Origin of the sequence: Mycobacterium pseudoshottsii JCM 15466 (genome assembly GCF_003584745.1) — a bacterium.
GTDB lineage: Bacteria > Actinomycetota > Actinomycetes > Mycobacteriales > Mycobacteriaceae > Mycobacterium > Mycobacterium marinum.
On sequence record NZ_AP018410.1, the window covers coordinates 4,746,770 to 4,770,152 of the forward strand.

Sequence of the window (23,383 nt, forward strand, 5' to 3'; positions counted from 1 at the left end):
GAGACAAGCCGGCCGGCAAACGTCGCATGATCGTTTAGATTCAACGTGACCAAAAGTCAACAAACGACTCACGGCCAACGCAGCGAATACCCAATAGCGCCCTTTAATAGCCGCTATACAGCTATCCCACAGTGTAATTTCAGGTGCAAGCGGCGCCTGTCCCGCAAATTGCCGCGCACTGGCGCGACCGCCGGCCGGTTGTAAGCTCGGCGCGACGCTAGCCAGCTCCCACTCGGACGCGAATTCAGCGTTTCGCACCCCGGCAGTTGCTTAGCGCTTGCGACCCTCCCGAGAGCCAGTGTCGGCTCGGAACGCCCACCCACGTCCAACGCACGTACAACCCACGCACACATACCGCCACATACGGCCATAACCAGTCAAAGGGGCTGTGGAGCAATGAACTACGCATTCTTGTTGCCGCCCGAAGTTAACTCAGCGCGGATGTACAGCGGCCCCGGTTCTGCGTCGCTACTGGCCGCCGCGGCAAGCTGGGACATGGTCGCGATCGAGTTGGCATCGGCGGCCGAGGGCTACCGCTCGGTGATCTCAACCCTCAGCGGTATGTACTGGTGGGGCCCCGCCTCTGCGGCAATGCTGGCCGCGACCGGTCCGTTTATCGACTGGCTGGAGATAACCGGCGCGCTGGCCAGCGAAACCGCCGACCAGGCCGCCGCGGCGGCCGCGGCCTACGAACAGGCCTACGCGATGACGGTTCCGCCGATCGTTGTTGCGGCAAATCGCGCCCTGCTGGTAGCACTGGTCGCTTCAAACTTCTTCGGGCAGAACACCGCAGCGATCGAGGCTACCGAGTCAGAGTATGCCGAGATGTGGGCCCAAGACGCCGGAGCAATGTATGACTATCCCGCCACCTCGGCCATGGCTACCGCGTTGGTGCCGTTCTCCGCTCCCGGGCAGGACACCAACCCCGCCGGGTTGGCCGCCCAAAGCGTCGCGGTCAGCCAAGCCGCCGGCAACGCCCCGGCCAGCGCCCAGTCCGTGTGGTCGCAGTTGACCTCGCTGGTGCCCGACGCGCTGCCGTCATTGAGCAACTGACCAAACATCCTGCCCGACGACTTCAGCATTCTCGACGGCATCTTCGCGATGTACGCGACGGTCGGCGTCACCCAGGATGTCGAATCGTTCTGCGCCGGAATCATCGGCGCCGAGAACAATCTGGGTCTGCTCGGCGCCGCTTCGGAGAACCCCGCCGAGGTGACTCCTGGTGCCCTCGGACTCGGCGCGATGTTCTCCTCCGCCGAGCGCAGCGCCGTCGGGGGCGCGACCAATGCGGTGACCGTCAGCATGAGCCGGGCGGGTTCCATCGGCCAGTTGTCGGTGCCCCCGTCTTGGGCCGCCCCTTCGTCGGGCTCCGCCTCGGCGTTGTCGGTCAGCGGATTGACCACGATCCCGGGCACCGAAGTGGCCGAGCAGGGCGCACCGGGCATGCCGGGTATGCCGGTGGGAACTGGAAAGCGAGCCACCAGCGTCATACCCCGATACGGAGTCCGGCTCACGGTCATGGCGCGCCCGCCCGCGGCCGGCTGACACCCCGCGGGCACTCGAGCCCGAATAGCCGGATTGCGCTGAGCCACTCCGGCTGGTGAGACGGCCAGTAGCAGAAAGCAATTCCGCCTTTCGGCGATTGTTGAACGGCTGGCTGGATCGCCGGACTTTAGCTATCGCCGGCAGCGGCGCGGAATTCACTGGACTATTACCAGGAATTTGCTCAAACGGTATGCGCCGTCACCCGCACCTTTGCGACTTTTAGGGCAAGCCTGAACCGAAGGTCGCCCGCATGCCGCGCGCACGAGGCCCGCCACCGATTGGCGGACGTCACCTGCCCCTGGCGGCGACTGGCGCCTGATTGCGCCTGGTTAAGCCCGTCACGACGCCCAACTGCCGCGGGCGCGCCAACCCACCGCGGGTGGCATTTCACGTGATTCGCACATTTTGCGTCAATCCCCCACCGCAATTGCGGAAATTCTAGATATTTGAGTAACCCCCGCCCACCACAACGGCCGCCGACGACGCCGCCGCCGATCGCGAAGGGTTCAACACTCACATCAACTAAGGAGCTGTGTACCAATGGATTTCTCGCTATTACCGCCGGAAGTAAACTCCGCCCGCATGTACACCGGCCCTGGTTCGGGCTCCCTGCTGGCGGCCGCGGCCAGCTGGGATGCGCTGGCAGCCGAGCTGGGTACCACGGCCGAAACATGTGGGTCGATCCTGACGGGTCTGACCGACTTGAGTTGGCGTGGCCCGGCATCGGAATCGATGGCGGCCAGCGCCGCCCCCTATGTCGGCTGGCTGTATCGGACGGCCGAGCAGACGCAGCAGGCCGCAATCCAGGCCAGGACGGCAGCGTTGGCCTTCGAGCAGGCATACGCCATGACCGTGCCGCCACCCCTGGTCGCGGCCAACCGCGCGCAGCTGCTGGTGCTGATCGCGACGAACTTCTTCGGACAGAACACCTCGGCGATCGCGGCTAACGAGGCGCAGTATGCGGAGATGTGGGCCCAGGACGCCGCGGCGATGTACGGCTATGCCACCACCTCGGCGGCAGCGGGCATGCTGACGCCGTTCTCTTCTCCGAACCAGGCAACCAGCCCGGCTGGGCTTGCCGCGCAAAGCACCGCGGTCACCCAAGCCAATGCCACCGCCGCCGCCACAGATCCGATTACCCAACTGGTTTCGTCGCTGACTCAGTCGCTGGGGGCAATACAGGCGATACCGAGCATCCTCCCCGATGACTTCACGATCGTCGACGGCGTCTTCAGCGCCTATGCGACGGTCGGCGTCACGCAGGACATCGAGTCGTTCTGCGCCGGGGTCATCGGCGCCGAGAACAACTTGGGCTTGATCGGCTCATCAGAAAATCCTGCCGAGGTAACGCCCAGCGATTTTGGGCTCGGCTCGCTGATTTCGTCAACCGCTCCCGCCAGCGCCGCCTCCGGCGGCGGGCTGGGCAGTGCGGTGGCCGCCAGCGTCGGACGGTCGGGCTCGATCGGCCAATTGTCGGTTCCGCCCAGCTGGTCCGCGCCGTCGGCGCGGATGGTCTCGGCGCTGTCGCCGTCCGGGCTGACCACGATCCCGGGGACCGAGGAGGCTGCCGCCGCGGGTTCACCGGGCTTTCCGGGCATGGTCGCGCCGCCCGCAACACGGGCCTCGGGCGTGCTGCCCCGCTACGGCGTCCGGCTCACCGTGATGGCACACCCCCCGGCGGCCGGGTGAGATCGCGTGCCAAGCCCGCTAGTCCTCGGGCGGTTCTTCGAGCGCGAAGTTCCAATTGTCGGGGTTCTTGGGGGAATACACGACCGACAGCACCTGCCCGGTGGACGGCCACTGATCTACGTCAACGGCCATCCGCCCATACACCGTGTATTCGTTGACGGTTGGCCCGTTGATGACGCCGGTGATGGTCACGTACTGCTCGCCGACGGCGTCGTCTGGCCGCGGGCTCACTCCGGTCACCAACAAGGTGCCGCTGGCCCGGGCACCGCGGGGACCACGAGGAAGGAACCGCGGGGCAAGAAACGCCAAGAGCACCGCGACCAATATGAGCAACACGCCGAATTCCCATCCCACGCCGCCATGGTAGGACTGCTGGCATGAGTGAGCAGGATCTGCACCTTGCGCTGGCACTCGCCGACCGTGCCGACGCAGTGACGCGCGCCCGATTCCAGGCGCTCGACCTGCGGGTGGACACCAAACCGGACCTGACCCCGGTCACCGACGCAGACCGGGCGGTCGAGACTGAAATACGTGCGGCGCTGCAACGTGAGCGCCCCGGCGACAGCGTCTTGGGCGAGGAATACGGCGGTACCACGACCCTGCGCGGACGCCAGTGGATCATCGACCCGATAGACGGCACCAAGAACTTCGTCCGCGGGGTGCCGGTGTGGGCCAGCCTGATCGCGTTGCTCGAAGACGGCGTCCCATCCATCGGGGTGGTCAGCGCCCCCGCATTGCAGCGACGATGGTGGGCCGGACGGGGTCAGGGCGCCTTCACCGCGGTCCAGGGTGGACCGCCGCGCCGGATAGCGGTTTCTTCTGTGGCAGAACTGAATTCGGCCAGTCTCTCCTTCTCCAGCCTGTCCGGGTGGGCCCAACTCGGATTGCGCGGACAATTCGTCGACCTGACCGATGCGGTATGGCGCGTGCGCGCCTACGGCGACTTCTTCTCTTACTGCCTGCTCGCTGAAGGGGCCATCGACATCGCCGCCGAACCGGAGGTGTCGGTGTGGGATCTGGCCCCGCTGGACATTTTGGTGCGTGAGGCCGGCGGGCAATTCAGCAGCCTGGACGGCACCCCCGGCCCGCACGGCGGCAGCGCCGTGGCGAGCAACGGCCTGCTGCACGAACAGGTCCTCAACCGGCTTCGCAGCGACCGGGTGTGAATTAACTAACAGGCCCCTATCTATCTTACTCAGGAGTAAGATACGGTTATCGCACTGCCCCAACGACAGAGGCTTGCTGACATGACCGAAACACTTCCCGCCCCTTCCGCCAAGCGCTCTCGCTCACGCGACGACCGCCAAACCTCGCTGGGGATGCAACCCCACAAACGAACCGGAATCGACGTGGCACTGGCATTCCTTACCCCGATCATCGGCCAGGAATTTCTGGACAAGTACAACCTGCGCGATCCGCTGAACCGGGGCCTGCGCTACGGGGTGAAGACCATGTTCTCCACCTCCGGCAAGGCGAACCGTCAATTCCAGCGGGTACAGAACCTGCGCGGCGGCGGCCCGGTCCGGCTCAAGTCCAGCGGCAAGGACTACTTCGACCTCACGCCCGACGACGACCAGAAGATGATCGTCGAGACGGTGCAGGAGTTCGCCGCTGAGATCCTGCGTCCGGCCGCTCACGACGCCGACGAAGCCATCAGCTATCCCGCCGATCTCATCGCCAAGGCCGCCGAACTGGGCATCACCGCGATCAACATTCCCGAGGACTTCGACGGGATAGCCGAGCAGCGCTCCACGGTGACCAACGCGTTGGTGGCCGAGGCCCTGGCCTACGGCGACATGGGGCTGGCGCTGCCGATCCTGGCGCCCGGCGGCGTGGCATCGGCACTGACCCATTGGGGCAGCGCCGACCAGCAGGCCACCTACCTCAGCGAGTTCGCCGGCGACAATGTCCCGCAGGCCTGCGTGGCCATCGCCGAGCCGCAACCGCTGTTCGATCCCACCCGGCTGAAGACCACCGCGGTGCGCACCCCGTCCGGTTACCGCCTCGATGGCGTGAAGTCCTTGGTTCCCGCTGCGGCCGACGCCGAATTGTTCATCGTCGCCGCCCAGCTCGACGGCAAGCCGGCACTGTTCATCGTGGAGTCCTCGGCCGCCGGACTGATCGTCAAGGCGGACCCGAGCATGGGCATTCGCGCCGCCGCCTTGGGCCAGATCGAACTCTCCAAGGTTTCGGTACCGCTGAGCGCCCGACTGGGTGAGGATCAGGCCACCGACGCCGACTACTCGGAGGCCATCGCCCTGGCCAGGCTGGGCTGGGCCGCGCTGGCCGTCGGCACCTCGCACGCGGTGCTCGACTACGTCATCCCCTACGTCAAGGAGCGCGAAGCCTTCGGCGAGCCAATCGCGCGTCGTCAAGCCGTTGCGTTCATGTGCGCCAACATCGCCATCGAGCTCGACGGTCTGCGGTTGATCACCTGGCGCGGCGCGTCACGGGCTGAGCAGGGTCTGCCGTTCGCCCGCGAGGCCGCACTGGCCAAGCGGCTCGGTTCCGACAAGGGCATGCAGATCGGCCTGGACGGCGTGCAGCTGCTGGGCGGGCACGGCTACACCAAGGAGCACCCGGTCGAGCGCTGGTACCGCGACCTGCGGGCCATCGGCGTCGCCGAGGGCGTAGTCGTCATCTAGTCCGCAACCAGTCGTCAACCAAGACTTTCCGGCCTTTCAAGCGAAAGATCAATCATGGCAATCAATTTAGAAATCCCGCGCAAGCTACAAGCGATCATCACCAAGACCCACCAGGGCACGGCGGAGCTGATTCGACCGATCGCGCGCAAGTACGACCTCAAGGAACACGCGTACCCGGTCGAGCTGGACACCCTCATCACGTTGTTTGAGGGAGCCTCGGAGTCCTACAACTTCGCCGGAGCCGACGCGCTGCGCGGCTCCGAAGACAGCAAGGACGAGAACCACAACGGCGCCAACATGGCGGCCCTGGTGCAGACCATGGAAGCCAGCTGGGCCGACGTCGCGATGATGCTCTCGATTCCCTACCAGGGCCTGGGCAATGCCGCGATCTCGGCGGTGGCCACCGACGAGCAACTGGAGCGCCTCGGCAAGGTGTGGGCGGCGATGGCCATCACCGAGCCGGCCTTCGGCTCCGACTCGGCCGCCGTGTCGACCACGGCCACCCTCGACGGCGACGAGTACGTGATCAACGGCGAGAAGATCTTTGTCACCGCGGGATCGCGCGCCACTCACATCGTGGTCTGGGCCACCCTCGACAAGTCGAAGGGCCGGGCGGCGATCAAGTCGTTCATCGTGGCACGCGAACATCCCGGCGTCATCGTCGAACGGCTCGAGCACAAACTCGGCATCAAGGGTTCCGACACCGCCGTAATCCGCTTTGACAACGCGCGCATCCCCAAAGACAACCTGTTGGGCAAGCCGGAAATCGAAGTGGGCAAGGGTTTCTCCGGGGTCATGGAAACCTTTGACAACACTCGCCCGATCGTGGCCGCCATGGCTGTCGGCATTGGCCGCGCCGCCTTGGAGGAGATCCGCAAGATCCTCACCGATGCCGGCATCGACATCGACTACGACCGGCCCGCGTACACCCAGAGTGCCGCCGCGGCCGAGTTCCTGCGGATGGAAGCCGATTGGGAAGCCAGCTACCTGCTTTCGCTGCGCGCAGCATGGCAGGCGGACAACAAGATCCCCAACTCCAAGGAAGCCTCGATCAGTAAGGCCAAGGCTGGCCGGATGGCCAGTGACGTCACCCTCAAGGTGGTCGAGCTGGCCGGCACCACTGGCTATTCCGAGCAGCTGCTGTTGGAGAAGTGGGGCCGCGACTCCAAGATCCTGGACATCTTCGAGGGCACCCAACAGATCCAGCAGCTGGTTGTCGCTCGTCGACTGCTGGGCATGTCGTCCGCCGAGCTCAAGTAGCCCGGGGATTCAGTCGAGCACCCCGTCATGCAGGTCGGCAAACAGTTCGATGTTGCGGCTGTAGTCGACGGGCACATCGATGAGCGTGACGCCGGGTTCGGCCAGCGACATCCGGAACACTTCGGCGAACTGGTCCATGCTGTGGATCCGGATTCCCTTGGCTCCAAAGGCTTTGGCGTAGTGGGCCACGTCGTAGTCGGCTAGCTCGACACCCGATGTGCGGCCGTATTTGAGCACTTCCTGGAAACCAACCATGTCGTAGCTGTTGTCGCGCATGATGACGTGGGTGAGATCTAGCCCCAGCCGGGTTGCGGTCTCCAGCTCCTGCGCGCTGAACAGGAAGCCGCCGTCACCGGACACTGACACCACTTGGGTGCCGGGGCGCACCATCGCGGCGGCCATGGCGCGCGGGAGTGCGACTCCGAGCGTCTCCTGTCCATCGGAGAACAACAGCCGGCGTGGTTGATACACCCGGACGTGCCGAGCCATATAGATATAGTGCGACCCCACGTCGCATGCGATGGTGGCGTCATCATCAACCAGGTCACGGATCTTGAGGACCACGGCCGCCGGGTTCAGACCTTGTGCACCGTCGGGATGGTTGCGGGCTTGCTCATCGGTACGGCGCAGCGCCGCACGCTGGTCGGCCTGGGCGGCGTTCGCCTCATCCGAGGATCGCAGGCCATCGACTCGCCGAGTCAACTCGGTCAGGGTCGCGGCGATGTTGCCGCGCAGCTCCAGCGTTGGCTGATAGTGGTTGTCGACCTCGGCGGGCAGTTCATCGATGTGGATGAGCGTCCTGGTCGGATCGGTGTTCCACAGCCGCGGGTCGTATTCGACGGGGTCGAAGCCGATGGTCACCAGCACATCGGCATGCCCCATCAGGATGTCGCCCGGCTGATTGCGGAAGAGTCCGACGCGGCCGACAAAACGATTCTCGAGTTCGCGCGATACCACCCCGGCGGCCTGGAATGTCTCCACGACGGGCAGATCGGTGGCGGCCAGCAAGGCACGCAACGCCGCACACGGTGCCGGGTCGCCGACCCGAAGTCCGACAAACAGCACCGGCCGCTCGGCGGCACGAATCAGCTTGGCCGCCTCCGCGATTGATTCGGGCGGCGCCGCGCCAAGTGTGGCCACCCGAGTGGGGCGCACGATGGCGGCGGTGGTCGGCGCGCTGGACACGTCGGCGGGCAACACCACCGCCGCCGCGCCGCGCGGAACCGTCACCGCCGCCCGGATCGCGTTGGCGACGGTTTCGGGCACGTTGTCAGGGTCGGTGACCTCGCCGGTGTACTTGGTGAAGGGCTTGAGCGCCGCGACGGCATCCATCGACTGATGGGTGCGCTTGAGTCGGTCGGCGCGGGTAACGGCACCGCAGATCGCGACCATCGGATCCTGCTCGGTGGTCGCGGTGACCAGGCCGGTGGCCAGATTGGTGGTGCCCGGCCCCGAGGTCACCAGCGCGGCCCCCGGGGTGCCGGTCAGCCGACCGACGGCGGCCGCCATGAACGCTGCGTTCTGTTCGTGGCGACAGACCACCACCTCGAGTTCGCTGTCGCGCAACGCATCGAATACCGAGTCGATCTTGGCCCCGGGCACACCGAAGAGGTATCGGACCCCGTAGGCGCTCAATGTCTCGACCACCCGTTGCGCCGAGCGCACGCCGCCGTCGCTCATGCTCAATCGCCCTCCGTCCGCCGGATCTGTCCATCCAGATCGTCCTGGTCGAGTTCCGCGTTGAGAAACGCCGGGGTGTGCTGCAAGCTCAGATGCAGTTCGGATCGGATACCGATTTCCACGGTCCCGGCCATCAGCCGATAGTCGAGGGTGTGCCCGCCGTGGCGGCGCTCGCTGTCGATGAAGTGTGAGTGATAGCCGGCCACCGAAATGCCCTGTTCGTAGTCCGGCATCCGGAATCCCGCCAGCGTGCCACTGACCTCGGTGAACGTCACCTCGCGCTGGTCTTGGGTAGCTTCGGTGAAGGGGCGAAAGGGTGGCCGCTGCTCGCTGACGGTACGGGTGCGAATGGAGCTGAACTGGCCGCTAACCCGCACGGCCACCATCAGATTCGCGCTTTCCAGGGCCGCGTCGATGACCGACTTCAGGGCGGCGCGATCACACGGAGCCGAAACGTCGATCGTGTGGTCGGGGCGAAACCAGGTCACCGCGGCAAACGGCGTGCGTTCGTCCAGATCGGCTACGGTGGCGCTGCCGTCGCTGCGGAGCTGGTAGCAGACTCCGTCGAGCACCAGCATCTCGCCGTCCAGCCGGTTGAAAGTGCCCAGACCGAAGTCACCGTGGCGCAATAGCTCACCGATGGTGACATCACCCTCATAAACCCCGCTGAGCAACGCTCCCATGGTCGATGTCTGGTAGATCTCACCGTCGCGACGCCGGTTCAGGATCGCCTGAGCCCAACGGCGCAAGGCGCCAAGCTCGCTGTCAAAGGCCGGCATCTTTTCGGGTCTCCTTCCAAACGAGCAGGCAGCGGCTCCCCTAACCCATCATGGCACACCGTGGGCCAACGGCTCGGCCGGCCCGACCAGATCCAGAGCGATATCGACGAGCAAGTCCTCTTGCCCGCCGATCAGGCCGCGGCGACCGGCCTCCTCCAGCAGACTGCGCGCGTCCACCCCGTAACGCCCGGCGGTGATTTCGGCGTGCCGCAGGAAGCTCGAATATACGCCGGCGTAGCCCAGCGTCAGCGTCTCGCGGTCGATGCGCACCGGCCGGTCCTGCAGCGGCCGTACCAGGTCGTCGGCGGCGTCTTCCAGGGCGTTCAGCTCGCATCCGTGCGTCCAGCCCAGCCGGTTCACCACGGCGATGAGCACTTCCAGGGGCGCGTTTCCCGCCCCGGCACCCATGCCCGCCAGCGAGGCGTCGATGCGGCGGGCACCATGCTCGACGGCCACCACCGAGTTCGCCACGCCCAGCGACAGATTGTGGTGCGCATGGATGCCCAATTCTGTTGCCGGATCCAAGTTCTGGCGCAGCGCGTCAAATCGCTGCGCAACGGCCGCGCCGGTCATCGCACCTCCGGAGTCGACGACGTACACGCAGGACGCCCCATAGCCCTCCAGCAGTTTGGCCTGTTCGGCCAACAATTTCAGGGTGGTCAGGTGGCTCATCATCAGGAATCCGACGGCGTCCATACCGAGGTCACGGGCGGCCCCGAGGTAGCGAGCAGCCAGATCGGCTTCGGTGCAGTGGGTACCCACCCGAACCACGCTCGCGCCGGCGCGGTGCGCGTCTTCGAGGTGGGCGACGCCGCCAATCCCGGGCAGCAGCAATGTCGCCACCCTGGCGCGATCGACAGCGCCGGCGACAGCTTCCATCCATTCCAGGTCGGTGTGCGCGCCGAAGCCGTAACAGCAGCTCGACCCGCCCAGCCCGTCACCGTGGGCGACCTCGATGGAGTCGACCCCCGCATCGTCGAGGGCCCTGGCAATCGCCACGGCTTGGGCGATGCCGTACTGGTGACGCACCGCGTGCATGCCGTCGCGCAAGGTGACGTCGCTGATGTACAGATCGCCAATCATATTTTCGCCTTTAGCGTTTGAGCGTGGCGTTCGACGATCGCCTCGGCGGTGGCCTTGGCCGCCGACGTCACGATCGCGACGTTTCCGGCGCAGGCTGGCAGGTAGCCCCCGGCAGCGGTGATCTCGAGCAGAACGGTGATCCGAGTGCCACCGAACTCCCCCGTCCCCGGAATGTAGAGCGTGTTGCCGCTGCCCAACCGCTCGAATTGCACGCGATGCTTGAGCCGGTAGCCGGGCAGCAAGGCTTGGACTCCGTCGACCACGGCCAGTACGTCCGCCTCGATCCGAGCCACCTCGTCAGCTTGGTCAACCAGGCAGAAGACGGTGGTGCGCATCGGCATCGGTGGATCGGCGGGGTTGACGATCGTGAGCGTCTTGGCCCGGGGCGCGCCGCCGAACTCTTGGACCGCGGTCGTGGTCAGTTCGGCGAATTCATCGAGGGTCACCCGCTCAGCCGGCCCCAGGGCCTGCGAGGCGACGGCAGAAACAACTTCGGCATAGCGCACCACCCCGTGCCGGCGCACCGCGGCGACGATGGGCACCGCCGCCTGTGCGCTGCAGGTCGCCATGCTCAGGTTCGGCGCGTCGAGCTGGGCATCGAGATTGACTGCCGGCACGCAGCATGGGCCGATCGCGGACGCGGGGAGGTCGAGCATCCGTACGCCGGTATCGGCCAGCCGCGCCCAATTGCTCTGGTGTGCGCCGGGGTTGGTGGTGTCGAAAACCAGGCGGATATTCGCAAACTCGGGCATGCTCAGCAGCCCGTCAACCCCACCTGGGCTGGTCGAGATCCCTGCGGCGGCCGCCCGGGCCAGGCCGTCACAGTGCGGGTTGGTGCCAACCATCGCGCTCACCCGCAGCCGTCCGTCGCCATTGCCGATCCTGCTCATCAGATCGGTGCCGACAACACCGGAGCCGATGATCGCCACCGGCCAGTTGTCCACTGCGCCCGCATGCTGGCCGGGCGGACCCGCGCCAGCACCGACGTCGGCGGCGCCCAGGCTCATCGTGTTGCCCCGTCTTCGATGAACCGGCGGGCCGCGTCGTAGAGCGCGCGGCCGTGCAACTCGAACATCTCGATGAGATTGACCGCGTCGCCGTCGATTTCCTTGGCGATGAACAAGCCGTCGGGACCCGCCATTGCGTAGGTCGCGAGCTGGTAGATCTGCGCTTCGGTCAACCCCGGCATGAACCTGCCGAAGTTTCCAATGAGCTGCCCGAACGCCTGGGCTCGGACTTCCAGGAACATGGTTCGGGCCCGCGGCTCGGCCGGCCGACGCTCCAGCGCCAGCATCAGGCCCAGCCGGATGAAGTCCGGTGAATCCAACAAGGCCTTAGCGGTCTGTGTTGCCAGTCCTACGAATTGCCCAGTCCCCTGGATGGTTTCGTCTCCGCTTTGCCCCTCGGGAAGCTGCCATGCCGTCAGCCAGGCGCCGAAGCTACGCTCGATCACGGCGGCGATCAGATCGTCCTTGTCCTTGAAGTGCCAGTAGATGGAACTGGCCGGCAGCCCGCATTTCGCGCTCACCAACGCAATGCTGGTGCCTTCATAACCGCGCTCGGCCGCGATCCCGGTCGCCGCGTCCAGGATCCGGGCCCGCGACAGTTCCCCGTCGGCGCGGCCCCGGCGCGGTGCGCGCTTGCGGGGCCGGGATTCGGTTTCCTTGGCCATGAAGCCTCCTTCGTCGATCACCCCTTGACTCTGTAGTCATCACTACACTACCGTAGCGATCACTACAGTACAAGCTCCGGCGGAGCCCAGGCGGATGTGAGACGGCAATGACAACAGCGGCGATGACCGAAGCGATGTCTGAGGCAGCGACCTACGACGTGGCGATCATCGGCTACGGACCGACCGGCGCCACCGCGGCCAACCTATTGGGTCAGCTTGGCATGAAAGTGGTAGTCATAGAACGTGATCCGGACATCTATGGGAGGGCCCGGGCCATCTCCACCGACGAAGAGGTGATGCGCATCTGGCAGTCCGTCGGCCTGGCCGAGCGCCTGCAGTCCGACATGCTGCCGGACCGGCCAATCGCGTTTGTCGACGCCCACGGCGTGCCCTTCATCGAGATGAAAATCGAGCCGCGCGGCAGTGGCCATCCACCCCAGCAGTTCCTGTATCAGCCCGCGGTCGACCAGGTACTGCGCGCGGGCGTGGCCCGGTTCGCCAATGTCGAGGTGCTGGTCGAGCACGAATGCCTGCGGGTGCTGAACAACGACGCGGCGGCCGAGCTGCTGCTGGCCGACCTGCGTACCGATACATTCAAGCGGCTGCGCGCCCGCTACGTCATCGCGGCCGACGGCGGCTCCTCACCCACCCGGGGTCAGCTCAGCGTCGGCTACACCGGCCGCACCTACGCGGACGATGGGTGGTCATCGACACCAAGGTGCGGCGCGCCTGGGATGCACACGACCGCTTGCGATTCCACTGTGACCCGGCCCGCCCCACCGTCGACTGCCCGACCCCACTTGGCCATCACCGCTGGGAGTATCCCGCCAGTGCCGATGAGGCCGATGAGGCCGATGAGGCCGATGAGGCCGATGAGGCCGATGAGGCCGATGAGGCCGATGAGGCCGATCAGAAGCTAGTCCGCGAGGAAGCGATCTGGCGAGTCCTCAACGCACAAGGCATCACCGACAACGAGGTCGAGATCCTGCGCGCGGTGATCTATTGCCACCACGTCCGCGTCGCCGACCGCTGGCGCATCGGACGCATCTTCCTGGCCGGCGACGCCGCCCACGCCATGCCGCCGTGGATCGGCCAGGGCATGTCCGCAGGGGTGCGGGACGCGGCCAACTTGTGCTGGAAGCTTGCCGCCGTGTTGAACGGAAACGCACCGGACTCGCTGCTGGACTCCTACCAGGACGAGCGCAAGCCGCACGTCACCGAGGTCACCCGGCGCGCGGTCTTCACCGGACGCCTCATCACCGAGCGCCGCCGGGCAGCTGCCGCCGTTCGAAATGGCCTGGGGCGCGCCCTGACCCGGTTCCCGTCGGCGATGGCCCGGCTGCAGCGGGCCATGTGGATCCCACCCGCCCGGTATCAGGATGGCTTCCTGGCTCGCGGACATCGCGCGGTCGGCTGGCAGATTCCGCAGCCATGGGTCCTCGATGGCAATGGTGCGACCGCGCGCCTGGACGACATTCTCGGCAGTCAGTGGGTGCTGCTGCATACCGGAGACGCCCCAACGGGTAGCCAGGCCTGGACACAGCGCGGTGTGCCCGCGGTGCGATTGGGCACGCCCGAATCGGGTGCGCGCCCGGACGGCATTCGCGATTCCGGTGGCACGCTGTTGCGCTGGCTGGCGCGCAAGCACGCGAGCGCCGTGGTGTTGCGCCCGGACGGATTCGTCTATGCCGCTGCCGAATCCGGGAGTCCACTGCCACCACCTCCGGCCGGCCACTTCGGCAACACCCTCCCCACCTCCATGAAGATCGAGGCACTGGCATGACCACCACGACGCTCGCCGAACGCACCGTCACCGTCGATGGAAAGCCGATCTTCTTCGCCGAGGCCGGCAGCGGGCCCACCGTGGTGCTACTACACGGCGGAGGTCCCGGCGCAACCGGCCTTTCCAACTACGCGCGCAACATCGACCTACTCGCGCAGCGGTTCCGGCTGATCATTCCGGATATGCCCGGCTACGGCCGCTCCAGCAAAGGCGTGGATCAGTCCGACCCGTTCGGCTATCTGGCCAGCGCAATCCGCGGGCTGCTCGACGAACTGAGGATCCCGTCGGCACATCTGGTCGGCAATTCCTACGGCGGTGCCGCCGCACTGCGGTTGGCCCTCGACAGCCCGCACCGGGTCGACCGGCTGGTACTGATGGGCCCCGGTGGGATCGGCACCACGCGCAGCGCGCCCACGGCGGGACTCAAGACCCTGTTGTCCTACTACGCCGGCGACGGGCCGAGGCGGGCCAAATTGGCGCACCTGATCCGTACTTACCTGGTATACGAGGGAGATTCGGTGCCCGACGAGTTGATCGACCTGCGTTACCAGGCCTCCATCGACCCGGCTGTGATCGCCGACCCGCCGCTACGGCGCCCGAACGGGCTTCGCACCCTGTGGCGCATGGACCTCACCCGCGACCGCAGACTCCGGCAGTTACCCACGCCGACCCTGGTGCTATGGGGCCGCGACGACAAGATCAACCGCCCGGCCGGCGGTCCGAAGCTGCTGAACCTGATGCCCAACGCCGAGTTGGTCATGACCTCGCGCACCGGTCACTGGATGCAGTGGGAGCGCGCCGAACTGTTCAATCAGCTGGTTGCCGAATTCCTCTTGCAAAGTTCGGCTTTCGCATCATGAGCACCACGGGACGCTCGGTGTTCGGCAACGTGCAGCTCGGCTACATCGTCATCGAGACCAACCGGTTCTCCGATTGGCGCCGGTTCGGCCGAGACGCGATCGGCCTGCACGTCAATGACTCACTCGCCGATACCATGCGGTTTCGCCTCGACGGCAACGAATGCCGCTTCCTGCTACAGCACGGACCGGCGGAGGACGTCACGGCCCTGGGCTGGCAACTCGACGACCACAACACATTCGAGGAAATCATCAATCGGGTTCGGCGCCAAGGCGTTCCGATCATCGAAGGTTCGGCCGAACAAGCCTCCCTGCGCGGGGTGGCGCGGCTCGCGCGATTCCCCGGGCCCAACGGCCTGACCCAGGAGATCTACGCCGAGCCGCGCCCATGCCCAGCGCCATTGAACATCGGCGCGCGGGGCGGCTTCGTCACCGGCGCCGGCGGCATCGGACACGTGGCCATCACGTCGAAGAGGCCAGAGGAAGTCCGCGGCTACTTTGACACCGTGTTCGACGCGCGACTGAGCGACTTCATCGATGAGACGATCAGCGGCATCAAGTTCAAGATCCGATTCCTGCGGGTCAACCAGCGACATCACTCGGTAGCCATCGCCGCAGCAAACCGCCTGCCGATCAACCCGATCCGCACCCGAGTGCAACACGTCAACGTGCAGGTCGCCGACCTCGACGATCTCACCGCGTCCTATCAGCGCATCAGGGAACTGGGGTTTGGGCTGGCGCTCAGCGTCGGACAGCACACCAACGACCGGGAACTGTCCTACTACGCGGTGACACCGTCAGGATTCGAATGGGAACTCGGCTGGAACCCCATCGTGGTCGACGAATCCACCTGGGAGCCGACGACTTACCAGGGAATCAGCATTTGGGGCCATACTCCAGAGGGACAGCACATCATCGACAAGTTGGCCCAGTTCAAGACGGCGGGCCGTTCGTTGCTGCGGCGCGAGGACAACGTGGCGCCGCTCTGCGGCCCGGCAAGGAGTTCGCGGTCTGGCGAATCGATACTCACCACCACATGATTCCGCCCGACTATCGTCGCGCGCTGCGCAATGCGGGCGTCGATGGTGCGGGCGGGCGAGCGCTGCCGGACTGGAGTCCAGCGGGGTCGCTGCAGGCAATGGCCGAACTCACCGTCGGTGCGGCGATCTTGTCGGTATCGGCACCCGCAACCGCTTTCCTGCCCCAGGCCAGCGATGCCGCGGCGCTAGCGCGCGACATCAACGACTACGCGGCCGATGTCGTCGCCGGCCGACCAGCGCAGTTCGGGTTCTTCGCTACCGTACCGATGCCCCATCTCGACCAGAGCGTGGCCGAAACCGTTTGTGCACTTGATGATCTGAAGGCTGACGGTGTCGTGCTGCTGGCCAACCACGCTGGCGTCTATCTCGGCGAAGACGGCCAGGACGACCTGTTCACCGCGTTGAATTCGCGCGCCGCGGTGGTGTTCGTCCATCCCGCCGAACGGCCCGGCCCGGCGGTTCCCGGAGTTGCCCCATGGGCCGGCGACTTCTTGCTCGACACCACCCGGGCGGCCCATCTGTTGGTGCGCAATGGCATCCGCCAGCGGTATCCGGATATCAAGTTCGTGCTCAGCCATGCCGGCGGGTTTGTCCCCTATGCCAGTCATCGCCGCGTGGCGTTGCGCGGCTGATGAATTCGGGCGGCTAGTTCCGCACGCCGGACGTGTCGCCACCGCGAGTTCGCACCGGCGCCGGTCAGGTTAGCGTAGGGCGCTATGGACACGTTTCATGCGCTGGTCGCACATCAGGACGGGGATCGGATCACCGCGTCGATCCGGACGCTGACACCCAACTATCTGCCCCCTGGCGACGTGACGATCCGGGTGCATTTCTCGAGTGTCAACTTCAAGGACGCGCTGGCGTTGACGCCCGGGGGCGGTGTGGTGCGTAAGTACCCCGTGGTTCCGGGCATCGATCTGACCGGAGAAGTCGTCGAATCCCAATCGCCCGAGTTCAGCGTTGGCGACCTGGTGCTGGCGCACGGCTATGAAATCGGCACCGGCCGCCACGGTGGCTACGCCGAATACGTTCGGCTGCCCGCTGACCAGGTGGTGGCACTGGGCACATTGAGTCCGCGTGAGGGCGCGGCCATCGGCACCGCCGGTTTCACCGCGGCGATGAGTGTTCAGGCGCTGATCAACTGGGGCGTGGCGCCCGACGCCGGGCCGGTCGTCGTCACCGGCGCCTCGGGCGGGGTCGGCTCGATCAGCGTCGACCTGCTGGCGGCCGCCGGCTACCAGGTGGTGGCCTCGACCGGCAAACCTCAGGCCGCCGAGCTACTGAAATCGTTGGGGGCCGCCGAGGTCATCGGCCGGCTGCCGGCCGATCCCGATGCCAAACCGCGACCGTTGGCCAAGGCCCGCTGGGCCGCGGCGGTGGACTGCGTGGGCGGCGCGACGCTGGCCGACGTTCTGAGCACCGTCGACTACGGAGGCGCGGTGGCCGCCAGCGGCCTGACCGGCGGGGCGGCGCTGCACACCACGGTCATGCCGTTCATCCTGCGCGGCATCGCGCTGCTCGGTATGGACTCGGTGTTGATGCCCATCGGCCCGCGCCGGCGGCTGTGGTCACTTCTCGGCGATTCGTTGCGGCCCCGCCGTCTGGACGATCTCACCACCGATGTCGACATCAAAGACGTGGTCGGTGTGCTCGATCAACTGCGCGCGGGCGAATTCACCGGCCGGGCTGTGGCGCGGGTGGCCGGCGCGTTCTAGATTGGGGCCTCATTGAGGGTCGAAGCTGACAACGGAGGTGGCATGCGCGCGATACGGGTGACTCGGCTCGATGGTCCGGACGCGGTCGAGGTGGCCGAGGTCGACGAACCAACCGGCGACGGGGTGGTCGTCGATGTGCATGCCGCCGGGGTGGCATTCCCCGATGCGTTGCTCACTCGCGGCCTCTATCAATACCGACCGCAGCTTCCCTTCGTGCTCGGGGCCGAGATCGCCGGTGTGGTTCGGAGCGCCCCACCGGACTGCCACGTGCGCGCCGGCGACCGGGTCGTCGGTTTGACCATGCTTTCCGGCGGCATGGCCGAGGTCGCGGTGCTCGCGCCCGACCGGGTGTTCCGGCTGCCCGACAACGTCAGCTTCGAAGCCGGAGCGGGCTTGCTGTTCAACGATCTGACCGTGTACTTCGCCCTGGCCGTCCGGGGCCGCCTACAGCGCGGCGAGACGGTCCTGGTGCACGGCGCGGCCGGCGGCATCGGCACCTCGGCGCTGCGGCTGGCCCCGGTGCTGGGCGCGTCTCGCACCATCGCGGTGGTCAGCAGTGAGGAGAAGTCCGCAATCGCGACGGCCGCCGGTGCCACCGACGTGGTGCTCGCCGACGGGTTCAAGGACACGGTCAAGGAGCTCACCAACGGCCGCGGCGTCGACGTGGTTGTCGACCCGGTCGGCGGTGACCGGTTTACCGATTCGCTTCGCTCACTGGCTCCGGCCGGGCGGCTGCTGGTGATCGGCTTCACCGGTGGGGAGATACCGACGGTAAAGGTAAATCGGCTGCTACTGAACAACATTGATGTGGTCGGCGTCGGTTGGGGCGCCTGGGCCGGAACCCACCCCGGCGCGCTGGCCGAGCAGTGGGCCGCCCTCGAGAGTCTGCTGAGTTCGGGCGCGTTACCCCCTCCCGAGCCAGCGGTCTATCCGCTCGAGCAGGCCGGCGCGGCGGTGGCGTCGCTGGAGAATCGCACCGCCCGCGGCAAAGTGGTGCTGCGGGTACGGGGCTGAGTGGCATCGCGAGCGACTCAGAGGACCCCCGGCAAGATCTTGTTGAACGCGTACAAGTAGGCGTAGAGGTTGAAGCCGGCCAGCAGTGTCACCAACGCGGTGTCGGCGGCGATTGGTGCCCCGAGTGCATAGATCAATCCGGCCGGATCACCATCGAGGACCTGCAGAATTCCGTCCAGGAAAAGCTTGAGGTTGTAAGCCGGAAGCGTCGTGACCATCGCGTTCACCACATCCGCGGTTGGCAGCAAGGTTGCGTACGCCGTGGTGGCATCGAATGAGATGGTATTGGCGATATCGGTAGTCGCGGTCTGGACGCCCTTGATGGCGTTCTCGATCGTCGATACCGAAAGCGTGGGCAAGGTCGCGTTGCTCAGCGCCGACCATGGATCCGAGCCAAGGGCGTTGGAGATGCCCGAGAGCGAAATGTCGGGCAACGACGGCAACTGCCACGCACCGATATCGGCCGCGGCATCGCTGATGCCCTGCTGAGTGCCGGCGACCAATGCGTCGAACACCGTGGCTGGGGCGACATCCGGGAACAAACCAAACGGCGTCGGCACATTGGCCGGTCCGGTCGAATAGGCATAGTTGGGGTCGCCATAGCCCAGGTTGACCAGCACCTTCAGGTCCGGTTGCACCAGATCTGCCAGGGTATTCCCGATAAACGGAACCCCACGTAGCGGTTCCAGCAGCGGCAGGTTCTCGGTCGGAATCATGTGGTAGGTGGTCATCGTTGCCCCCTCCGTCGGCAAGGTGAATGCGGTAGCAACTTGCGCGGCGGTGAGAGTCGGATATTGGGTGTGCACGTAGTAAATGCCCATAATGGCGTTCAGGTCGGACACAAAGTTGAGCGGGTACCGGGGGAAGTCCGCGAAGCCGTCGTATTCGAGCGTGTAGACGTCCGTCGTGTAGTAATTGTCGGGCGTTGCGCCCCAGAATGTTTTGCCCAGACTTGGTGAAACCAGGCCGGCGAAACGCTCATATAGCCCCCCGTTGGGGTTCATGGCGTTACCGATCAGCGAGAAACTCACCGACCCGGTCGGCACCCCCGCCGCTTTGAGGTTGGACATCTCCAGCGACGCGATCCCGGCGCCCTGCGAGTAGCCCTGGACGACAACGTTGTTGCCGGCGGCGAGCTGCGCTTTGATCGCGGTATCGAGGATGGTGAGACCCTCGGCCCACGACGCGTCCTCGGTCATGGTCCAGGGCTCCGGCGTTGTTGATTAGCAGGCTTGTGAGCTGGGTTGATGATCTTTGGTGCCGCGCTATTGGGGCCGGAGTGTAGGCACGGGCTATCTGGAGAACGATCGAGTTGGTTACTGTTCGTCGTTGGTCTGGAGTTGCCCGTGCCTACCGTTTCAGTATTGCCTGTGTCGTCGGTTCCAGAGGTGTTCGACCGCTGGAGTCCTGGTGAGCGCAGCGAGCTCATCGGATCGGAGTTTCTCGATGTGTTGGCCTCGGTGCCAGACCCGAGGGGCCCACGCGGTCGGAGGTATTCGCTGATGGCTTTGTTGGCGATCGCGGTTCTGGCCACTGCCGCGGGGATGCGCGGCTATGCTGGTTTTGCCACATGGGCGGCCACCGCTCCCGATGATGTGTTGGCCCAATTAGGGGTCCGGTTCCGGCGGCCCAGTGAGAAGACCTTCCGCGCTGTTTTGTCTCGGCTAGACCCCGCCGACCTCAACGCCAGGATGGGCAGTTACTTCACTGCACACGTGGCCAGCAGCGACCCCAGTGGATTGGTGCCGATCGCGTTGGACGGCAAGATGCTGCGTGGTGCTTTACGCGCCAAAGCGACAGCCACGCATCTCGTGTCGGTGTTCGCCCACCGTGCCCGATTGGTGCTCGGTCAACTCGCTGTCGCCGAGAAAAGCAATGAAATTCCCTGCGTACGTGCCCTGCTCACGCTGCTGCCGGGTAGCTTGCGGTGGCTGGTCACCGTGGATGCGATGCATACCCAGGTCGTCACCGCGAAGTTGATCTGCGCCACCTTGAAGTCGCACTACCTGATGATCGTCAAGTCCAACCAAGCCAAAATACTTGCGCGTATCACCGCGCTGCCCTGGGCCGAGGTGCCCACAGCCGCTACCGACGACTCCCGCGGCCACGGCCGTGTCGAGACCCGCACCCCGCAAATCATCACCGCTGCACGAGGAATCGGCTTCCCCTACGCAAAACAAATCATCCGGATCACTCGTGAACGCTTGATCACCGCCACCGACCAGCGCAGCGTGGAGGTGGTCTATGCCATCTGCAGCCTGCCGTTCGAGCACGCCCGCCCTACCGCGATCATGACCTGGATGCGTCAACACTGGGGAATCGAGAACAGCCTGCACTGGATACGCGACGTCACCTTCGACGAAGACCGTCAAAGGGCACATACCGGAAACGGCGCACAGGTCCTAGCAACGCTACGCAACACCGCGATCAATCTGCACCGCCTCAACGGCGCCGACAACATCGCCGAAGCCTGCCGGATCACCGCTTTGACCGCCAACCGCCGCCTAGACCTCCTCAATCCACAATTCCCCAGCTCACAAGCCTGCTAATCAACAACGCCGGAGCCCTGGGTCGCGGCGGCCGGTAGCGCGCTTCCCGCCGCGGTCAGCGCGGTGGGGCCAAGCGCCGCCGCGGCGGCCGCGGAGGTCCCTTCCAGCGCGCTCGCCACTCGACCCGACACACCCGACAGCACCTCCTGCCACGGCGCGAGCCCAGAGAGCGCCTCCGAGACTCCGACGTGGTAGCCGAACATCGCACCCACATTTTGAGCCCACATCTGCTCGTACTGCGCCTCGATCGCCGCGATTGCCGGTGCATTCAGCCCAAACACGTTGGCGGCCACCATCGACATCAACGCAGATCGGTTCGCCGCCACCAGCTCCAGCGGAACCGTGGCCGTGCGCGCTGCCTCGAACACCGCAGCCGACGTCGCGGCTTGACGCGCAGTCTGCACCGCGCCGGACGCCGCGGATCCCAGCCACCGGACATACGACGTCGCGACGCTGGCCATCGCCGCCGCCGACGGGCCCTGCCACGCCGCCCCGGCCAGGTCGGAGGTCAGCGAAGAAAACGCGCTTGCCGCCGCGGCCAGCTCTTGACCGATCCCATCCCAAGCTGCCGCCGCAGCCAACAACGGTCCCGGCCCCGGACCGGAAAGGATTCGAGCCGAATTTGCCTCCGGCGATAGCACGGCAAAATTCACCTAACCCACCTCGTTCATCCGGATCGAGCAGGACCAGCAATACGCAAGCGTATGGCGCGAACGTTAGCCCAGGCGGCCGAATGACGTTCACGTTTCAGCCCAATGTCGCCGGCGCAATTGCGGTCGCACAGACATCGAAATGCGAAGGCATTTCGAAATTGAACGTTTTCAGCCGATCGACCGGCGCCCTGATGGTGCGGCGTTGCCGAGGCCTGCCCCCGACTCGCGCGAAGCTGCGCGCAGGGCCCTTGTTCACCACCAAAAGAGAAAGTAATGTCACTTTTATTTTTGTATCCGACGAGTCCCGGAGCACCCATGGAATCGTTCGTTCACCTGCGCAAAGGCAGGACACCGCGGCGCCTGCACGCCGACCTCGACGGGCTCAAGGACGACGAGCTCGGCCGCGGCGGGTTCACCGGCCGCACCGCGAACCTCTACCGTCGCCATGACCCCACCGCCTACCGCGCGGTGGGACCGTTGCGCCCCGTCGACGTGCTGGCCGACCAGCTCGAGCCCAGCGATGCCACCGACGCCAACGGCGGCCCGCTGCTGATGTTCAGCAACGCCGACTGCCGCATCCTGCTCAGTCGCCGCCACCAAGTGACGCCGTTCTACAACCGCCATGTCGACGGCGACCTGCTGTGCTTCGTGCACGACGGCGCCGGGCTGCTGGAAACCGAGTTCGGGCCGCTGCGTTACCGCACCGGCGACTGGGTGTATATCCCGAAGGCGACCACCTGGCGCCAGCTGCCGGACACCGAGACGACGCTGCTCATGGTGGAGGCCACCGACGAGTTCCGCGTCCCCGCCCCGGGCGCGCTCGGCCGGCACTTCCCCTTCGACCCATCCCAAGCCGTGATCCCCGAACCGGCCCCCGTCGATAACCCGCCGGGGTTGGGGGCGCGCGACGAATACCAAGTCCGGCTCGTACATGAGGGTGGCCCGACAACGCTTTTCTACCAACATAATCCGATCGACGTCGAAGGCTGGCGGGGCGACAACTTCGCCTTCACCTTCAACATCGCCGACTACAACGTGATCACCTCCGACAGTGTGCACCTGCCCCCGACGGTGCACCTGTTCATGCAGGCCACCGGCGTATGCGTGATGAACTTCCTGCCCAAACCCGCCGAAGGAGTTCCGGGGACCGAGCGCACACCCTGGTATCACCGCAACGTCGACTATGACGAGATCGCGTTTTTCCATGGCGGCTCGCTCTACGGCATCCCGATGCCGCCGGGGCTGATTTCCCATGCACCGCAAGGGGTTCATCACGGCGCACCCGAACGTGCCCGGGAACGGGCCCGGCGCAAGTTCGCCGAATATTCCCGCGTCGACTGGCAGGTCATCGCCGTCGACACCCGCCGGCGCCTGACACCCTCGCCCGCGGTGCTGGCCCACGACCTGGGGCAACACTGA

The 23,383-nt window shown here is 65.9% G+C and carries 18 protein-coding genes and 3 pseudogenes; 13 read left to right on the forward strand and 8 right to left on the reverse strand.

Annotated features, from left to right (window positions below):
* Positions 1-396: 396 nt before the first annotated feature.
* Positions 397-1,545: pseudogene (locus MPSD_RS21485) on the forward strand (PPE family protein).
* A 540-nt stretch (positions 1,546-2,085) separates the two neighbouring features.
* Positions 2,086-3,234, forward strand: coding sequence for a PPE family protein (locus tag MPSD_RS21490; protein ID WP_020786353.1), 1,149 nt, complete (start codon positions 2,086-2,088; stop codon positions 3,232-3,234).
* A gap of 18 nt (positions 3,235-3,252) precedes the next feature.
* On the opposite strand, the gene MPSD_RS21495 is transcribed toward MPSD_RS21490, so the two are convergent.
* Positions 3,253-3,588, reverse strand: coding sequence for a hypothetical protein (locus MPSD_RS21495; protein WP_036426358.1), 336 nt, complete (start codon positions 3,586-3,588; stop codon positions 3,253-3,255).
* 23 nt (positions 3,589-3,611) lie between these two features.
* On the opposite strand from MPSD_RS21495, the gene hisN reads away from it, so the two are divergent.
* The 3 genes from hisN to MPSD_RS21510 all read left to right on the forward strand — a co-directional run bounded on the left by hisN (position 3,612) and on the right by MPSD_RS21510 (position 7,139).
* Positions 3,612-4,400 carry a histidinol-phosphatase gene (gene hisN, locus MPSD_RS21500; protein ID WP_020786351.1) on the forward strand — a complete coding sequence of 263 codons (789 nt, stop codon included), beginning with the start codon at positions 3,612-3,614 and terminating at the stop codon, positions 4,398-4,400.
* Positions 4,401-4,481: 81 nt separating this feature from the next.
* Complete coding sequence (locus MPSD_RS21505) at positions 4,482-5,879, forward strand: acyl-CoA dehydrogenase family protein (RefSeq protein WP_015354963.1); 1,398 nt, start codon at positions 4,482-4,484, stop codon at positions 5,877-5,879.
* A gap of 54 nt (positions 5,880-5,933) precedes the next feature.
* The gene (locus MPSD_RS21510; RefSeq protein ID WP_015354962.1) at positions 5,934-7,139 is read left to right on the forward strand and encodes an acyl-CoA dehydrogenase family protein; all 1,206 of its coding nucleotides are present in this window, start codon (positions 5,934-5,936) and stop codon (positions 7,137-7,139) included.
* 9 nt (positions 7,140-7,148) lie between these two features.
* On the opposite strand, the gene alsS is transcribed toward MPSD_RS21510, so the two are convergent.
* The 5 genes from alsS to MPSD_RS21535 are packed head-to-tail and all read right to left on the reverse strand — an operon-like array spanning position 7,149 to position 12,353.
* A complete protein-coding gene (alsS, locus tag MPSD_RS21515) occupies positions 7,149-8,819 on the reverse strand; it encodes an acetolactate synthase AlsS (RefSeq protein WP_020786350.1) in 1,671 nt (556 codons plus the stop codon).
* Positions 8,820-8,821: 2 nt separating this feature from the next.
* The gene (gene budA, locus MPSD_RS21520; protein WP_015354960.1) at positions 8,822-9,598 is read right to left on the reverse strand and encodes an acetolactate decarboxylase; all 777 of its coding nucleotides are present in this window, start codon (positions 9,596-9,598) and stop codon (positions 8,822-8,824) included.
* A gap of 48 nt (positions 9,599-9,646) precedes the next feature.
* Positions 9,647-10,681 (reverse strand): 4-hydroxy-2-oxovalerate aldolase, encoded by a 1,035-nt coding sequence (gene dmpG, locus MPSD_RS21525; protein WP_086085286.1) that lies wholly within the window; start codon positions 10,679-10,681, stop codon positions 9,647-9,649.
* A complete protein-coding gene (locus tag MPSD_RS21530) occupies positions 10,678-11,688 on the reverse strand; it encodes an acetaldehyde dehydrogenase (acetylating) (RefSeq protein WP_020786348.1) in 1,011 nt (336 codons plus the stop codon). The genes dmpG and MPSD_RS21530 overlap by 4 nt, the downstream gene beginning before the upstream one ends.
* Entirely contained in the window at positions 11,685-12,353 is a 669-nt protein-coding gene (locus MPSD_RS21535; RefSeq protein ID WP_036427185.1) for a TetR/AcrR family transcriptional regulator, read from the reverse strand. The genes MPSD_RS21530 and MPSD_RS21535 overlap by 4 nt, the downstream gene beginning before the upstream one ends.
* Before the next feature lie 107 nt (positions 12,354-12,460).
* Between MPSD_RS21535 and MPSD_RS30450 the strand changes: the two are divergent.
* The 6 genes and pseudogenes from MPSD_RS30450 (at position 12,461) to MPSD_RS21565 (ending at position 18,762) form a co-directional block, all read left to right on the forward strand.
* Positions 12,461-14,136, forward strand: a pseudogene (locus MPSD_RS30450) (FAD-dependent monooxygenase).
* On the forward strand, positions 14,133-14,996 hold the full coding sequence (locus tag MPSD_RS21545; RefSeq protein WP_086085287.1) for an alpha/beta fold hydrolase: 864 nt from the start codon (positions 14,133-14,135) through the stop codon (positions 14,994-14,996). The pseudogene MPSD_RS30450 and the gene MPSD_RS21545 overlap by 4 nt, the downstream one beginning before the upstream one ends.
* The gene (locus tag MPSD_RS21550; RefSeq protein ID WP_086085288.1) at positions 14,993-16,033 is read left to right on the forward strand and encodes a VOC family protein; all 1,041 of its coding nucleotides are present in this window, start codon (positions 14,993-14,995) and stop codon (positions 16,031-16,033) included. Before MPSD_RS21545 ends, MPSD_RS21550 begins: the two co-directional genes overlap by 4 nt.
* Positions 16,030-16,644 (forward strand): annotated as a pseudogene (locus MPSD_RS21555) (amidohydrolase family protein); the annotation flags it as partial. The gene MPSD_RS21550 and the pseudogene MPSD_RS21555, both read left to right, overlap by 4 nt.
* Positions 16,645-16,749: 105 nt before the next feature.
* Positions 16,750-17,748: an acrylyl-CoA reductase family protein gene (locus MPSD_RS21560; RefSeq protein ID WP_086085289.1), complete on the forward strand. Its 999-nt coding sequence runs from the start codon at positions 16,750-16,752 to the stop codon at positions 17,746-17,748.
* A gap of 42 nt (positions 17,749-17,790) precedes the next feature.
* Positions 17,791-18,762 carry an NADPH:quinone oxidoreductase family protein gene (locus MPSD_RS21565; RefSeq protein WP_015354951.1) on the forward strand — a complete coding sequence of 324 codons (972 nt, stop codon included), beginning with the start codon at positions 17,791-17,793 and terminating at the stop codon, positions 18,760-18,762.
* 17 nt (positions 18,763-18,779) lie between these two features.
* Here MPSD_RS21565 and MPSD_RS21570 read toward each other — a convergent pair whose 3' ends face one another.
* A complete protein-coding gene (locus MPSD_RS21570) occupies positions 18,780-19,961 on the reverse strand; it encodes a PE-PPE domain-containing protein (RefSeq protein ID WP_086085290.1) in 1,182 nt (393 codons plus the stop codon).
* Between the two features lie 147 nt (positions 19,962-20,108).
* Here MPSD_RS21570 and MPSD_RS21580 point away from each other — a divergent pair, with 147 nt between their 5' ends.
* Positions 20,109-21,311: an ISAs1-like element IS2404/ISMul1 family transposase gene (locus tag MPSD_RS21580; RefSeq protein ID WP_420811912.1), complete on the forward strand. Its 1,203-nt coding sequence runs from the start codon at positions 20,109-20,111 to the stop codon at positions 21,309-21,311.
* Here MPSD_RS21580 and MPSD_RS21585 read toward each other — a convergent pair.
* Positions 21,308-21,964, reverse strand: a complete 657-nt coding sequence (locus MPSD_RS21585; protein WP_232022621.1) for a PPE family protein — start codon at positions 21,962-21,964, stop codon at positions 21,308-21,310. The genes MPSD_RS21580 and MPSD_RS21585 overlap by 4 nt on opposite strands.
* A gap of 315 nt (positions 21,965-22,279) precedes the next feature.
* On the opposite strand from MPSD_RS21585, the gene MPSD_RS21590 reads away from it, so the two are divergent.
* Positions 22,280-23,383: a homogentisate 1,2-dioxygenase gene (locus MPSD_RS21590; RefSeq protein ID WP_020786338.1), complete on the forward strand. Its 1,104-nt coding sequence runs from the start codon at positions 22,280-22,282 to the stop codon at positions 23,381-23,383.